This is a genomic window from Gardnerella sp. DNF01157 (assembly GCF_049244225.1).
GTDB lineage: Bacteria > Actinomycetota > Actinomycetes > Actinomycetales > Bifidobacteriaceae > Bifidobacterium > Bifidobacterium leopoldii.
This window is the reverse complement of sequence record NZ_CP058388.1, coordinates 660,443-676,412: the sequence shown is the minus strand read 5'-3', so window position 1 is coordinate 676,412 and position 15,970 is coordinate 660,443. Positions and strand designations below refer to the sequence as shown.

Here is a 15,970-nt window from a genome sequence, read left to right as displayed (position 1 = left end):
GTTACGACTCATAGTAAGACTCATAGTAATTCAAAAGCTATTTATCATTATTTTTACGCAAAGCACTGTATATAGCTTTTGCTTTATTCTCGCCAATTCCAGGTACTTTTTGCAAATCTTCTAATGAAGCATTTTTCAAAGATTTTATTGAACCAAAAGATGCAAGCAAACGCTTGCGATACACTGCTCCAATTCCAGGAATTGCATCAAAAGTAGAATGCAATGAACCTTTTCTTCGCAATTTACGATGATACGAAATAGCAAAACGATGAGACTCGTCTCTAGCACGCTGCAATAAATACAATCCTTCTGAGCTTCTCTTAAAAATGATTGGATAATCTTCGTCAGGAAGCCACACTTCTTCAAGCTTCTTAGCTAAACCACAAACAGTAATATCACTTACGCCAGCATCTCTCATAGCTCTTTTAGCAGCTTTTGCTTGTTCTTTTCCTCCATCGACAATAATTAATTGAGGTTTATAAGCAAAATGCCGCGCACTAGTCAATGAATTACCTGAAAAATGCTTATTAGAAATACTGTTAGCATCGCAAATATTAATATCAGATGAGTCAGATGTATCTGATGTATCTGATGAATCTGATGCATCAAGCCTATTTTCTGCATAAACATCTTTATGCTTAAACCTTCGCAATAATGTTTCATAAACAGCACTTAAATCATCTATTTTACCATCACCATGTTCACCTCGAACCGCAAAATGACGGTACTCACTAGGACGAGCAACACCATCTTCAAAAACAACCATAGAAGCAACTTGATAACTGCCATCAACTGTATTTGAAATATCATAACATTCAATTCGCAAAGGAGATTTACTCATTCCAAGCGCTTTTGCTATTTCGTTCATAGCTTCTGTTCTCATATCTATGCTGTTAATACGGCTAGATTTTATTCGTTTCAATTCCTGACTAGCATTATCGTTTGCACGATCCATAAGAGCACGTTTTTCTCCGCGCTCTGCAACTCTAATACTTACTTGAGAACCACGAATATTGCTAAGCCACAATTCAAGCTCTTGCTTACGTTCATCAGAAATTTTAATTGGAACTATAATCTCACGAGGAACAGGCGAAATAGGAGCAAGTAAATCCTCACGACCTGTTCTCTCTTGACGTTCACGACGAGTTTTAGTAGCTTGCGCTCGCAATATTACATCAGTTGCAGTAGCTTGCTGCGTAGAGCTAACAGCGTCGCGAACTTTCTTAATGCTAATAGTATCTTCATGGTTTTGTGTGTAATTTTGCTCATATTCTGCGTATACGCGAGTTAATAAATCAGCTATAAGATCACTGTCACTGATATGCTCATTTCGTTCTACCGACCAATTTTTCTCTCCACGAATCATTCCAGCTCTGACAAAAAATACATGAATTGACGCTTCAAGCTCATCTCCGCAGAATCCAAAAACATCTGCTTCTACATCATTGTCAAACACAACTGCATTTTGTTGCAAAATAGTGTTCAAAACAGCAATTTCGTCACGCAATTTAGCTGCACGCTCAAATTCTAGCTCTTCACTTGCTTCTTTCATCTCATTCTTAATTTGTGAAATATAAGACTCTCCAACACTGCCTGTAAGTATGCCAACTACATGTTCTACCATCTTGCGATGTTCGCTAGGATCTATGTTTCCTATACAAGGAGCTGAACATTTACCAATCGAAGCAAATAAGCAAGGTCTACCAGTCCTATGAGCTTTGCTAAAAACAGAGGATGAGCATGTGCGAATAGGAAAAGTTTTAAGTAAAGAATCTAAACTATGACGAAGAGGCCACACTTTTGCATACGGACCAAAATATCTAGCATGCCGCGCACTACGATTTCTAGTAATCCATACTCTTGGAAAAGTTTCCTCTAGCGAAACTGCAACATAAGGATATGTTTTATCGTCACGAAAAACTACATTAAACCTAGGATTAAAAGCTTTAATCCAAGTATATTCAAGTGTAAGAGCCTCAAATTCAGTGCTTACAACAGTCCATTCCAAACTGCGAGCTGTAAGAACCATAGATTGAGTTCTAGGATGAAGTTGGTAAAGAGGTTGAAAATAATTCGCTAAACGATTGCGTAAATTTTTTGCTTTTCCAACGTAAATAACTCGCCCCTCGCCATCACGCCACTTGTATACTCCAGGTTGCGCTGGAATATCACGAGAAGCTGGACGGAATAAATCACGGGTATCACCAAGCAATGGAGCTCCTAATGCATTTACTCTTTCATCATCAAATGATGAATCTTTCGAAAACTGTTCATCTATTATTGCTTGCGTTTTACGCCATTTTTCACTATCTCTCATCCTATTTTCTTCTTGCAAATCATATGCTTTATAAGAATTTTTATTAAGATCATTATCTTTCATTTTCACCTCCTTTCCTAAACAAGATTTATGCAACTATTCATAAGATTTGTCGAGTAAATTTCTCAGTTCAGCAAATTACAGATCGGTAACTTTTTTGAACGCTTAATGTAACATTTGCTTAAGGAATTTACCTGTCCAACTCTCGCCATTACGCGCTACGCTCTCAGGACTACCTTCTGCAACTAAGGTTCCGCCTTTATCTCCTCCTTCTGGACCTAAATCAATAATCCAATCTGCAGATTTCACAACATCAAGATTATGTTCAATTACAATAACACTGTTGCCTTTATCTACAAGAGATTGCAAAACCGCTAGAAGTTTCCTAACATCTTCAAAATGCAGTCCAGTAGTAGGTTCATCAAGAATATAAACTGTTTTACCAGTAGATCTTCTCTGCAGCTCTGTAGCAAGCTTTACTCGTTGAGACTCACCGCCAGAAAGCGTTGTTGCGCTTTGACCAAGACGAATATAGCCCAAGCCAACTTTTACTAAAGTATCTAAATATCGAGAAATAGAAGGATATGCTTTGAAAAATATTGCAGCTTCACAAATAGGCATATTAAGAACATCTGCAACAGACTTTCCGTTATATGTAACTTCCAAAGTTTCACGGTTATAACGTTTACCATGACAAACTTCACACTCTACGTATACGTCAGGCAAAAAGTTCATTTCTATTTTTAAAGTACCGTCGCCATGACATGCTTCACATCTGCCTCCTTTAACATTAAACGAGAAGCGACCAGGACCATAGCCACGAACTTTTGCTTCTGGAGTCTGAGCAAACAATGAACGTATTTTATCCCAAACACCAGTGTAAGTTGCTGGATTAGAACGAGGAGTTCTTCCTATAGGATTCTGATCGACATGCACTACTTTGTCACAAAGCTCAATACCATCAATACGTTTGTGCTTTCCTGGAACAATTCGAGCACCATTTAGTTTGTCTGCAAGAACAGGATATAAAATTGAGTTTATAAGTGTTGATTTACCAGATCCAGATACACCCGTTATGCATGTGAATACTCCCAAAGGTATGCTTACATCAATATTTTTTAAATTATGCTCATGGGCATTAATTATATGGAGCATACGATTTTCGTCTACACTACGACGTTGTTTTGGCACATCTATTGAGCGTCTGTGAGCAATATAATCTCCAGTAATTGAACGCTGAGCTTTAATAATTCCATCAGACGGACCTGAATATACTACTTCTCCTCCATGCTCGCCAGCTTCTGGACCAATATCAACAAGCCAATCGGACTGACGAATAGTATCTTCATCATGCTCGACAACAATAAGCGTATTACCAAGATTTCGCAGATGATGCAATGTTGCAATCAAACGCTCATTATCTCTTTGATGCAATCCAATAGACGGCTCATCAAGCACGTACATAACACCAACTAAACCTGATCCAATTTGAGTAGCTAAACGAATACGTTGAGCCTCTCCACCAGACAAAGTTTTTGCAGCTCTTGAAAGAGTGAGATAGCTTAAACCCACATCGTTCAAAAAACCAAGTCGAGCACGAATCTCTTTTAATATTTCTGTTGCAATTACTGCTTGAGAACCATCCAAATGCAAAGCATTTACCCATGCTAGACTTCGCTCTACTGGCATATCGCAAACTTCAGCTATGGAAGTATTAGATACTGTAACTGCAAGAACTTCTGGACGTAAACGCTTTCCATTACATTTTTGGCATGGAACTTCACGCATATACGACTCATAATATTGACGCATTTGATCAGAATCAGTTTCGTCATGTTTGCGCATAAGCGTACGAACTACACCTTCAAAGCCAGTAGAATATTCACGCTGACGCCCCCACCTATTTGTGTAGGAAACTTGAACTGTGAAATCATGACCATACATGATGTCATGTTTAACGTCTTCCGCTAGATCCTTCCACGGAGTATTCATATCAAAATGCAAATCTTTAGCAAGTCCTGAAAGTATGTGCTGATAATACATTCCAGCTGACTTATTCATTGCCCACGGCTCAATAGCTCCCTGCGCAAGAGATTTGTCTGGGTCTGGGATAACAAGTTCAGGATCAATTTCGAGATTGTATCCAATGCCAGAACATTCAGAGCAAGCACCATAAGGAGCATTGAATGAAAATGTTCTAGGCTCAATCTCATCAAGCTCTAATTGATGATTATTTGGGCATGCGCGATGCTCCGAAAATGATTTACGACGCGTTTGTGAGTCTTCTGGTTCGTCAACAAAATCAGCAATTACTACTCCCTTAGATAGTTTTAATGCTGTTTCAATCGAATCAGTTAATCGAACACGAATGCCATCTTTAATAACTAAACGATCTACTACTACTTCAATTGTATGTTTCTTCTGTTTAGTAAGAGTAATATCTTCAGAAAGCTCATGCATTTGTCCGTCAATAATCGCACGAGCATAACCATCTGAGCGCAAAAGCTCAAGCGTGTCTTTAAATTCTCCTTTACGACCACGAACTACTGGAGCAAGAATTTGTAACCTCGTACGTTCTGGCATAGCAAGCAACGAATCAGTCATTTGCTGAGGAGTTTGAGAGCTTACTATTTGACCACATTCAGGACAGTGAGGCACACCAATCCTAGCAAACAATAATCGCAAATAATCATATATTTCTGTAATAGTTCCAACAGTAGAACGAGGATTACGATTCGTAGTTTTTTGATCAATAGAAACAGCAGGACTTAGGCCCTCAATAAAATCAACATCAGGCTTATCCATACGTCCTAAAAATTGGCGAGCATAAGCACTAAGCGACTCAACATAGCGTCGCTGACCTTCTGCAAAAAGCGTATCAAACGCAAGCGAGGACTTACCAGATCCAGAAAGACCAGTAAAAACAACCATACGATTCCTAGGAATCGATAAACTTACATTTTTTAGATTATGCTCTCTAGCACCCTGGATAGTTATTTTCCATTCAGAAGGAATACTAGATAAATCAGCTATAAAAGTACCGTTGTTAGCGCTCATAGGAGCATTATCAAGCAATTCTTGCAACGAGTCATTTTGTTCATTCGCCTGTTTTGACACAATTACCTCCACACTTCCCCATAATCACTTGAATATTCCCAACCAATACCCAATTTTATTACTAACAAGAAAATTATAGAACAAGTGTTCGAAAAAGTAAAGTATTTGACTATCAACCACATGCTGTATTCGTTACCAGTAAGCAGTATAATGGTGAGTTTGGTTATGACTTTTATAAGTAATAAATACTAACAGCCTAAATTTTGGGGAACGGAACAGACATTATGCCTATTGACGCACAAGCTTTAACCATTCAGATTGGTGCGCGAACGCTGTTAAATCCTACCGATTTTCACGTCACAAAGGGAGATAAGATCGGTTTAGTCGGCAGAAACGGCGCAGGCAAAACTACGCTTACTCGCGTTATTACAGGAGACATGCTGCCAGCAGGAGGCTCGGTTAGAGTTAGTGGAGGTTTAGGCTACTTACCTCAAGACACGCACGCAGCAGACCCAGAGCAAAGTGTTATAGATCGCATTATGAGTGCTCGAGATATTGCTTCTATCGTTTCGCGTATTCGCAAAGCGGAAAAAGAAATGACAGATCCAGATCCAGACATAATGACTAAAGCTATGAACCGCTACGACAAAGCAATGCAAGATTTTGAAAAAGCAGGCGGTTATTCAGTGCAATCTGAAGCAATATCGATGGCAACAAGCTTGGGACTTCCACAAGAAGTTATGCAACAAGCTTTAGGAACACTTTCAGGTGGTCAACGTCGCCGCATAGAACTTGCTAGAATTCTGTTTTCTGACGCAGATACATTAATTCTCGATGAGCCTACAAACCACTTAGACGCAGACTCAATAATATGGTTGCGCAATTATCTTAAACGATTTGAAGGCGGATTCCTAGTAATTTCTCACTCCACAGAATTACTAGACGAAGTAGTCAACAAAGTATGGCATTTAGATGCGCAACTTGCAAAAATAGACATGTACTCAATGGGTTGGAAAGCATACTTGCATCAGCGCGTAGTAGACGAAGAAAGACGTCGTCGCGAACGAGAAGTTGCAGAAAAGAAAGCTGAACGCCTTATGAAACAAGGCATTCGCTTGCATGCTAAAGCTACAAAAGCAGTTGCTGCTCAAAACATGATGCGAAGAGCTGAACGCCTATTAAGCGAAACAAGTGAAGCTCAAAAACAAGAAAAAGTTGCAGATATTCGTTTTCCAGAACCAGCTGCATGCGGAAAAACTCCAATTATGGCAAAAGATATTTCCAAAGCGTATGGTTCTAATATTGTTTTCGCTGGAATTAATCTTGCTATAGACAAAGGTTCACGCGTTGTCATTCTAGGCTATAACGGTGCTGGAAAAACAACAACATTACGCATTTTGGCAGGAGAAGAAACAGCAGATACTGGTGAAGTTCAATACGGACACGGATGCAAAATCGGTTATTTTGCACAGGAACACGATACATTAGACTTGGATTCTACAGTTTTGGAAAACCTTCAGCATGTTGCACCAAACCTGGATGACACGCAAGCACGTTCTATGCTTGGCAGCTTCCTGTTTTCCGGCGACGACGCAATGAAGCCTGCAAGAGTGCTTTCAGGTGGCGAAAAAACGCGTCTAGCACTTGCAACACTAGTCACTTCCAAGGCCAATGTGCTACTACTAGACGAACCTACTAACAACTTAGACCCAGCATCTCGAGATGAAATACTTAAAGCTATTGCAAAGTATGAGGGAGCAATTGTTCTTGTTACACACGATGAGGGTGCAGTTCAAGCCTTACAACCTGAGCGAGTGCTACTCATGCCTGATGGCGACGAAGACTTGTGGAATGACGAATATCTCGATTTAGTTGCCGAAGAGTAAAATGTTGAACTGAATTACTTGAATTGTGCAATAGAATGGTTAAGCAGTGATTTCAACGTACGCGTCTAAGACTTTGCCAAATACGGCAAATAGTGACAACAGTCGTATAAGCAATCAAATTGACAAACATTGCATAAAACGTACGCTACATTTTTTGCGAATACCATTCATCGTAATAATTCTTATAACCTTATTTGAATGTTCTATTGGAAATCTGCCATTTTGGAGTAGTGTTACAGGAAGCACAGATAGCATTTCTGCACACAACGATATAGGTTCTGGAATTAGACGCTTAGCTTCCGGCGGCATTCTTATAACGGATCCTTCAGAAGCATATTTAGAAGTAACATCCGATGGAAGTTCGCCTTATATTCGCTTAGAGCCTGCGATTATTAAAAAGAAAAGCAAAAATAATAATCTTATTTCAAACATCAATGTTTTAGTTGAAGCAAACAAATACTTAAGCAAACCTCAAAGCACAAACACTGCTTCTCTAAACCCATCTTTGCTTAAACTTCCAAAACAAGCAGTAGGAAAATCTTGCATTGTTAGAGTGTGGCTGCAACATCCAATAGGATCAATATTGAATATTGAAGACTCAAGAGCAAACGTTCGAGTGCCTTTTAGGTGGTCATGGGGTCGCGTATTAATACTTGCTATTTTTGCATTTCTTGTTACGCTTTGGAATCCTTGGTCCAAGCTTTGGAAAATTAAACTCAACACTCATAGTCTTATTCAACGTTGCTGCTTTGCTGCTTCTCTTCTTCCATTTATTGCTGTTGGGTTAATAACTATTTTTTGGAATTTACGAAACGCAACTCCTATGCATTTTTACACAAACGGTAATTATGCATATGATTTTGATCAATATGCCCACACTGCAGACGCATTGTTAAAAGGTCAGGTGCATTTAAATCTTCCTGTTCCTAATGAGTTAGAACACTTGCAAAATCCTTACGACCCTACGGCTAGAAATAATTTGTTAAACCACTCAGTACAACATATGTATTGGGATTACGCATACTACAAAGGTCACTGGTATTCCTACTTCGGAGTTCTTCCAGCAATATTGCTATTTTTGCCTTATCGCATTATTTCAAGACTATGGACTCCTGAAGGCTCTATGCTTCCAACAACAGTAGCTACGATAATATTCTTAATTGGTTTTCTTATCGCAGGCTCCCTATTGGTTATTCGAATTATTGAGCAGACTTCAAAAAAAGTATCTTTAGGAACGACATCCATTGTTCTTGCTTTATTCTTCATTACTTCAAATACAGTGTATTTGTGGTTTAGAACGTCATTTTATTCCGTACCTATGGCAGCCTCACTTTTCTTCACATCTCTTGGATTGTGGTGCTACCTAGGTTTTAATAAAACACACTCTTTGCTAAATATTGTTTTAGGTTCTTTCTTTATTGCATTAAATTTAGGATGTAGACCTACTTTTTCTATAGCCGTTCTTTTTGCACTTCCTGCAATTTATTCGCATATAGAAAAAGATTTACCAAATATTTTGCGCAACTGGAAACAAGTTTCTTCATGGCATAAGCCTTTTAAATATTTTGCAGCTTGGATACTGCCATGCGTAATTACTGCAATTCCATTTGGCGTTTATAATCTTTTGCGCTTTGGCTCACCGTTAAATTTTGGCAATGAGTATCAAATAACTATTACTGACATGACGACTATGCGTTTGCCGTCACAAAATATTTTGCCGTCTATTTTCAGCTATATTGCGCTACCTTTGCGTTTTATTCCAACTTTTCCTTGGATTGGTATTCAGCCTATTGCATTTGACCGTTGGCAATATGCAGAGCCTATGATTGGCGGAATGTTTACACTTTCACCATTGGCATTAGTTGGCATAATATGCGTATTTATTATGAAAAAACGCTGCCGCACGCATATTGCTTGGCAAACAAGCGTAATAGCTATAATAGTTGGGCTTGTTCTTATTGTTTTTGACAGCTTAAAAGCTGGTATCGGATGGAGATATATTGCTGATTTTGCGTGGTCTTTTGCTATAGCTGCCGCAATTGGAATTAGCTTGCTTTTAGAATATGCATCCACTTTGCAATCAGAAAATTCTTTACATAAAAAAACTATTGCTTACACAATACGCTTACTTGTAGCAGTATTGCTATTTGCTGCTATTGCTATCGCTGTACTCAGTTGGTTTGTTACAGGACGTGAAGACAGCACGCTTCGTTTTAACCCAAACTTATGGTTCGCGTTTAGAAGTTGGATGACATTGTTTTAAATAATTATTTATATAATTACTATTCTTCTAACAATGCATCTACAGTTCGAAGAAGCGCATGCAATCCGCTAATAAACTGTTGCGGCTCTGGCAATAATGACAATGCTAAATACCCATTAACTGGCATATCGAAATAATATCCAGGTTGAGAAACTAAATTATAATCTTTCATCAATCTCAAAGCTAATACATCATCGTCAATGCAAGATGGTACACGCAATAAAATATTCCATCCGCCCTCCGCACGCAACGCGCTAACACAGCATTTAGGCGTGGATGCCAACGTTTCTCGAAGCGTATGCAGATTATTAATAATACGATTTCGTACAATAGCGCTTTGAGAAGATGCATATTGCAATAATTCTGGTATTCGCTCAGAAACAGTATTACCAATAGGCAAAAAATCATCCGCTATAACGTCAAGCCTTTTTTGTGCTTCATAAACATCATCTTTAGGACCTGAAACTTCAATCCAACCAACTTTTGCGTGAGGAGCAGCAAGCATTTTGGAGAATCCATCAAGCGCAAAAACTAAAGTAGAAGATTCTCCAGCAAGACGAGCATTTCCAGCAAAAGGTTCAAGCGAATATTCATAAAATACTTCGTCTGCAATAATCGCAACACCATTATCACGACATAATTGCAATAGTATTCCACGTTCTTCAGGCTTGACATATGAGCCTGTAGGATTATTTGGATTAATAAGCACAAGAGCTTTAATACGCAAAGACGCATCTTCTAAAAGTTCTCTAACACGCGCAATATCAATAGTCCAAGAACCATCATAGTGCAAAGGATACGGTATTGCATTCACACATTGCAAGCGCGCAATAGACTCTATAAGAGGATATCCAGGAGTTGGTCCCATAACGGCATCCCCTGCATCACATAAAAGCATCATAAGCCATGCGTAAGCTTGAGAAGTTGAAGAAAGCACATAAAGCTGATCTGGATTAAGCTTTGATGGAACAGACTTTTCAGTGCGGTTATCTCGCTTATTGATAAAGTTCGAAAGAATATCGCGAATTTCCTTAGGACCCCTAGGGTCTGCTGTGTAACGTCCACTTAAACATTTAGGCGCTAAGCCGTGAGACGTTGGATTGGAATCGTTTAATTTAGTAAGCTTTACACCATTAAAAATAGCTTTTCTCTGAGCTAAAATAATAGGATTTGGCTCACTCACATCTACTCTAGAAGAAAATCGCACGAAACTACCCTAACACTTGGCATAACAAAAGCTGGGCTGCAGCATAAACTGCTCACCCAGCTCAATAGATAACAAATAATATTTAGTTATTTTTTAGTTTTGCTGCATCTTTTGCATTGCATAGTAAGCTGCACCAATAATTCCAGCCTCATTATGCAATGTTGCAACAACAATAGGAGTTTTAATATCGATATGCGGCAAGAACTTTTCGCTTACGCGGCTAACACCGCCACCAACAACAAACAAATCTGGGTTGAAATACTTTTCCATCAGGCCGTAGTACTTAGTCAAACGCTTAGCCCACTTCTTATAGCCCATATCCAACTTTTCACGAACAGAAGAAGCAGCGTACTTTTCAGCATCGCCCTTACCTTTTTCAAGCTGAATATGACCAAGCTCAGTGTTTGGAATAAGCACACCGTTGTAAATCAAAGCCGTGCCGATACCAGTGCCAAGAGTAGTAGCAATAACCAAGCCATCCTTGTCTTTCGCCGCACCAAAACGCTGCTCAGCTAAACCAGCAGCATCGGCATCGTTAACTACTGTTACAGGACGACCACAAGCCTCGCTAAAGACTTCAGTAACATCAACACCAATCCAAGACTGGTCAAGATTTGCCATAAAATCGAGCTTCTTACCAGGCTTAATTGGAGCAGGGAATGCAATTCCAACAGGAACATCTGCAGGTACTTCAAAATGTTCAAGCTGCTGACGAACAATATCTGCAACTGCTTGAGGCGTAGAAACCGCAGGAGTGAGAATTTTGTATCGAGGTTCTGCGAACTCTCCCTTTTCCAAATTTACTGGAGCAGCCTTAATACCGGATCCACCAATATCGACGCCAAATGCTTGTGCAGTGTCAATCATTTCACTAACACTCCCCTCTGAATGTGTGCTGTATGGACAATTACCAGTATTCTATCGTATATTTGATACGACACGCTTACTGTTTACTAACTTCTACTTCAACGAAGGCATAGGTTTCCAGTCTTGATCGTGCAAAATTTTTCGAGAATCAATCCAACCGGTAAACAATTTACCAATACCCGAAATAATATGCTCACGATCGACAGCTATCAAACGAATAAGCTCTTTAGCAGCTGTTAAAGCAGTTCCAAGCGCAAACATAAACGGACGAAAATCGCCATGAACCATAAAGTAGCGAGCCATAAAGCCTCTATTTCGCATAATATGATAACGATTCATGTCCGATGTTGAATTTAGCTGACGCACTCCTGCAATATCCCAATTAGGAATATCACGAGTGCGACGAAGAATAATATCCGGAACAACAATAGGATTCGTAACCTTACTCGCAAGATACCCGTAAGTAGTATCATCCCAGTAAATAAAGTAGCGCGAATCCGGGAAGCCGATTTTTTCAACTATATCTCGACGAATCAAACCGCCCTCAAAACACATCGTATTCATAACTTTGTATCCAGCTCTGCCGAAAGCAGCAGGCGCAATAGGATTTGGAATACCAAGCGGAACCAAAAAATCGTACTGCCAGTAGAATTTACCACCGTCATAATCTAAACGACTTCCTTGAACAACAGCATGACGCTTAGTCCAAGGAGCAAGACGCTCAATAGATTCAGGCACTGTTTCAACATCGTCATCCATAACCCAGAACCACTTAGCTCCAAGTTCATAAGCTTTTTTAACACCAGCACTAAAACCGCCAGCACCACCAAGATTTTCATCTTGAGGAGCATACACAACATGAAGTTCATTGCCTTCACAATCTTTTTGAGCTTTACCCCAACGATTAGTTAAAGAAGCTTCAAGACGAGCAACCATTTCGCCGGTTTTGTCACTGCACTCATTGTCAACAACGACAATACGCCAAGGGCATTCTTTTAAACATTCAAACGAATGGAATAAATTCTCCAAAAGCTCTTGACGCTTATAAGTGACAACAACAATAGCTAATTTATCAATGCTAGTTGCGTTATTAGTAGTAATTTTTTTTGATGCACTCGTATTGCTCATACTTGTATTCTCGCACCTACCCTCGCCACACAATTATCACAACAATGTTCTTAGCATGAGATACAAAAGAATAGTTAGTTTCAGGGAAGGTGAAAATCCTTACTGGCGGTAACAAAATACGTATTTCATGCGTTTTTGAAGCCCGCGAGCGGCTTACAAGCTGCTGATTCGGTTAAATTCCGAAGCCAACGGTTACAGTCCGGATGAAAGAAACGGAGACCCATCATGGGCATTTCTAATACAAATAATCACCAAACTTATGCAAAGAACTCTAACTGGTCTAGCGAAAAAATAGCAAAATACGCTCTATTCGTGGCACTTTCAATGGCTGTAAGTTTCATAGAATTTCCACTTATTCCAGACTTGTCGTATTTAAAATATGATCCTTCAGGAATAGTATGCCTAGTTGCAGGATTCGCATATGGTCCTGCAGCTGCAGCAATAGTAAGCATACTAGGTTTCGCACCGCACTTATTTACCAATCCACTAGGCACAGTTATGGCAGTGCTAGTATCTTTAGGAGCTAGCGTCACAGCGGCATTAATTTACAAAAAAATGCATACCAGAAAAGGCGCAATAATCGGACTTTTGGCAGGATCAATTATTGCTATTGCTCTTGCAATAGCTGGAAATCTTGTTATTACGCCACTTTATGCTCACATGACTGTTTCACAGGTTGTAGCTCTTATTATTCCAGCACTGCTACCGTTTAATATTATTAAACTTGCACTTCACGTTGTAGTAACTATGCTTATTTACAAACCAATTTCCAACCTGCTACACGAAAATAAATAATAATTCTAAGCGGCATAATTATGCATAATATCAGCACAAGTAGTAGCATGAACGAAGCTAAAAAGCACATGATTGAAAACAATGCGCAAGTAGTGTTGCGAAATATTTGCTTTAGCTACGATGATGGAAAAACTTGGACGCTTAATAATTTAAGTCTTACAATTAATGCTGGCGAGCGCGTGGCAATTGTGGGATTAAACGGTTCTGGTAAGTCAACCTTGGCAAAAATTATTGCAGGTTTAACGGCACCAGATAGCGGTTACGTTACATTATGCGGTGAAAAAGTTTTTGAAAATACTACTGCTTGTGCTGAATCATATAAAAATGCACGAAAATATATTGGCGCACTTTTCCAAAGTCCTGAAGACCAGATTATTACAACAATTACTGAAGAAGATATTGCTTTCGGACTAGAAAATTTGCAATTCCCTCGAAAAACAATGTATAAGCGTATCAGTGAAGCTTTAAAAACTGTTCACATGGAAGATAAGCGTTACGATGACCCTAGCACTATGAGCGGAGGACAGCAGCAACGAGTAGCTTTAGCAAGCGCTATTGCTATGAATTCTAAACTGCTTGTTCTTGACGAACCTACTTCTATGCTCGACTCGTTCGCTCGCAAAGACGTTGATGCTTTATTCGATAATTTGCATAAAAATGGCACTACTATTGTTCAAATTACACACAATTTTGAGGAATGCAAACGAGCAAATCGCATACTTCTACTAAAAAATGGCATACTGAAAGAAGTAAGCTTTAATGGTTTAAAAACTTACCTTTCTAATATTGAGTTGGCTAATAATCATTTAACTAAAATCAGCAAGAACAAAAACTTAACAGATAGCAGATTCAAAGAAAATGAGTCAGATATCGCTGTAGAAATTTCCGGACTAACTGTTAAATATGATAAAACTTCTCCAGCTGTTATTGACGATTATTCACTCACTGTTAAAAGTGGCGAAACAGTTGCAATAATGGGCGAAAACGGCTGCGGTAAATCAACTCTTGTTAAAACAATGTGTGGATTGTTAAAAGCCAATTCAGGAAACATAACAGTGCATGGTATATCTGTTAGAGGTAAAACATCTAAAATAATACGACAAAAGCTACATCAAACAATTGGCTACGTTATGCAACTGCCAGAACAACAGCTTTTTGCTGATACAGTACGGAACGATGTTTCGTATGGGCCAAAAAATTTTGGGCTGAAAGGCAATGCTCTTAAAGAACGTGTGGATGAAACCCTACGCTTATTGAGCCTTGAGAATTTGGCTGAAAAATCACCTTTTGCGCTTTCTGGAGGTCAGCAGCGTCTTGTTGCAATAGCTGGCGTTTTAGCTTGCAAGCCACGCGTGCTCGTACTGGATGAGCCAACAGCTGGATTAGATTTTGAAGCTGCGTTACGTATTCGAGAAATTCTTGGAATGCTACACAATCAAGGCGTAACCATAATACTTATTACGCATAATCTTCAAGAAGTAGAAGATTTAGGCGCAAGATTAGTAACATTGAAAACAAGGAATAAAGCAAGCAATAAAGAATGCAGCACAGCAAAAAATATTGAAAATACCAAAAACAAAGAAAGTTCCGCAAAAGCAAAAACAACTTCGCTACTTCAATCTTTTGACCCACGCGCGACGCTGCTATCATGCTTTATTCTTATGCTAAGTGCTTTTAGTATTACTAACTACATACAGTTAGCTATTCTTGCTTTTGTAACATTTACTCTAACTGTTGCTGCAAAAATACCATTTGTTAAGCTTATTGCTTCACTGCACATGATTATTGCAATATTTGTTTTCTCTGGATTACTTAACATTCTGGCAGTGCGAACTGGTACAGTGCTAGCAAATATTGCAACTATTCCTATTACAACTGATGGAATTAATTATGCAATACTTTTTGCAACACGATTCTCGCTTGTTATTATCATTGGAGCAGTTCTAGTGCTAACAATGAGTCAGACAACGCTTAACGAATCTTGCACACGATTACTATCACCACTTCGACATATTGGAATACCAACGCAAGAAATAGCACTTATTATGAGCCTAGCGCTACGGTTCTTACCAACACTCAGTGCAGAAGCGCACTCTGTGGCACTAGCGCAAATCGCTCGAGGAAGTAGCATTCGAGATGGTTCTTTTAAGCAACGAGTACACGCTATAACAGCTTTAATAGTGCCAGGTTTTGCAGGAGTAATTCGCCATGCTGACACTCTTGCGCTCGCATTAGATGCACGCTGTTACACGCCTGGAGCTGAAAGAACTCACTTGCACTCATGGAAAATGCGTATAAAAGATGTGCTGCTATCAGTAGTTACTCTTGGTGTTGTAAGCGCGATTATTGTGTGCAAAATGCTACCTTTGTAATAAAAAATTTTGAAAATATTTCACCCTTTGCAGCAAGCGCAATAAATACGGAATAAATAAATTTGCATTATCACATAC

General features: G+C 39.1%; 9 protein-coding genes and 1 riboswitch. Of the genes, 4 read left to right on the top strand and 5 right to left on the bottom strand.

From position 1 onward, the window contains the following. Positions 1–37 precede the first annotated feature (37 nt). Entirely contained in the window at positions 38–2,380 is a 2,343-nt protein-coding gene (gene uvrC, locus HXT38_RS02460; RefSeq protein WP_004106589.1) for an excinuclease ABC subunit UvrC, read from the bottom strand. A gap of 102 nt (positions 2,381–2,482) precedes the next feature. Further along, a complete protein-coding gene (uvrA, locus tag HXT38_RS02455) occupies positions 2,483–5,374 on the bottom strand; it encodes an excinuclease ABC subunit UvrA (RefSeq protein WP_223293644.1) in 2,892 nt (963 codons plus the stop codon). A 284-nt stretch (positions 5,375–5,658) separates the two neighbouring features. On the opposite strand from uvrA, the gene HXT38_RS02450 reads away from it, so the two are divergent. Beyond that, positions 5,659–7,260, top strand: coding sequence for an ABC-F family ATP-binding cassette domain-containing protein (locus HXT38_RS02450; protein WP_012914200.1), 1,602 nt, complete (start codon positions 5,659–5,661; stop codon positions 7,258–7,260). 46 nt (positions 7,261–7,306) lie between these two features. Further along, on the top strand, positions 7,307–9,523 hold the full coding sequence (locus HXT38_RS02445; protein ID WP_421791998.1) for a beta-carotene 15,15'-monooxygenase: 2,217 nt from the start codon (positions 7,307–7,309) through the stop codon (positions 9,521–9,523). Positions 9,524–9,542: 19 nt separating this feature from the next. Here HXT38_RS02445 and HXT38_RS02440 read toward each other — a convergent pair whose 3' ends face one another. The 3 genes from HXT38_RS02440 to HXT38_RS02430 form a co-directional block, all read right to left on the bottom strand. Then, complete coding sequence (locus HXT38_RS02440; RefSeq protein WP_410297063.1) at positions 9,543–10,730, bottom strand: pyridoxal phosphate-dependent aminotransferase; 1,188 nt, start codon at positions 10,728–10,730, stop codon at positions 9,543–9,545. Positions 10,731–10,823: 93 nt separating this feature from the next. Next, positions 10,824–11,597 carry a polyphosphate--glucose phosphotransferase gene (gene ppgK, locus HXT38_RS02435; RefSeq protein ID WP_004108876.1) on the bottom strand — a complete coding sequence of 258 codons (774 nt, stop codon included), beginning with the start codon at positions 11,595–11,597 and terminating at the stop codon, positions 10,824–10,826. A 93-nt stretch (positions 11,598–11,690) separates the two neighbouring features. Further along, positions 11,691–12,725, bottom strand: coding sequence for a glycosyltransferase family 2 protein (locus tag HXT38_RS02430; RefSeq protein WP_004106577.1), 1,035 nt, complete (start codon positions 12,723–12,725; stop codon positions 11,691–11,693). A gap of 72 nt (positions 12,726–12,797) precedes the next feature. Further along, a riboswitch (FMN riboswitch) is annotated at positions 12,798–12,944 on the top strand. A gap of 6 nt (positions 12,945–12,950) precedes the next feature. Between HXT38_RS02430 and HXT38_RS02425 the strand changes: the two genes are divergently transcribed. Next, a complete protein-coding gene (locus HXT38_RS02425) occupies positions 12,951–13,520 on the top strand; it encodes an ECF transporter S component (protein ID WP_004574293.1) in 570 nt (189 codons plus the stop codon). A 47-nt stretch (positions 13,521–13,567) separates the two neighbouring features. Then, positions 13,568–15,892, top strand: a complete 2,325-nt coding sequence (locus tag HXT38_RS02420; protein ID WP_421792031.1) for an energy-coupling factor transporter ATPase — start codon at positions 13,568–13,570, stop codon at positions 15,890–15,892. The last annotated feature ends 78 nt before the right edge of the window (positions 15,893–15,970 follow it).

Excerpts from the sequence above, each read along its gene's own strand:
- uvrA (WP_223293644.1), bottom strand. The coding sequence starts at position 5,374 with ATGAGCGCTAACAACGGTACTTTTATAGCTGATTTATCTAGTATTCCT.
- HXT38_RS02450 (WP_012914200.1), top strand. The coding sequence starts at position 5,659 with ATGCCTATTGACGCACAAGCTTTAACCATTCAGATTGGTGCGCGAACG.
- HXT38_RS02430 (WP_004106577.1), bottom strand. The coding sequence starts at position 12,725 with ATGAGCAATACGAGTGCATCAAAAAAAATTACTACTAATAACGCAACT.
- HXT38_RS02420 (WP_421792031.1), top strand. The coding sequence starts at position 13,568 with ATGAACGAAGCTAAAAAGCACATGATTGAAAACAATGCGCAAGTAGTG.
- HXT38_RS02425 (WP_004574293.1), top strand. The coding sequence starts at position 12,951 with ATGGGCATTTCTAATACAAATAATCACCAAACTTATGCAAAGAACTCT.
- ppgK (WP_004108876.1), bottom strand. The coding sequence starts at position 11,597 with ATGATTGACACTGCACAAGCATTTGGCGTCGATATTGGTGGATCCGGT.
- uvrC (WP_004106589.1), bottom strand. The coding sequence starts at position 2,380 with ATGAAAGATAATGATCTTAATAAAAATTCTTATAAAGCATATGATTTG.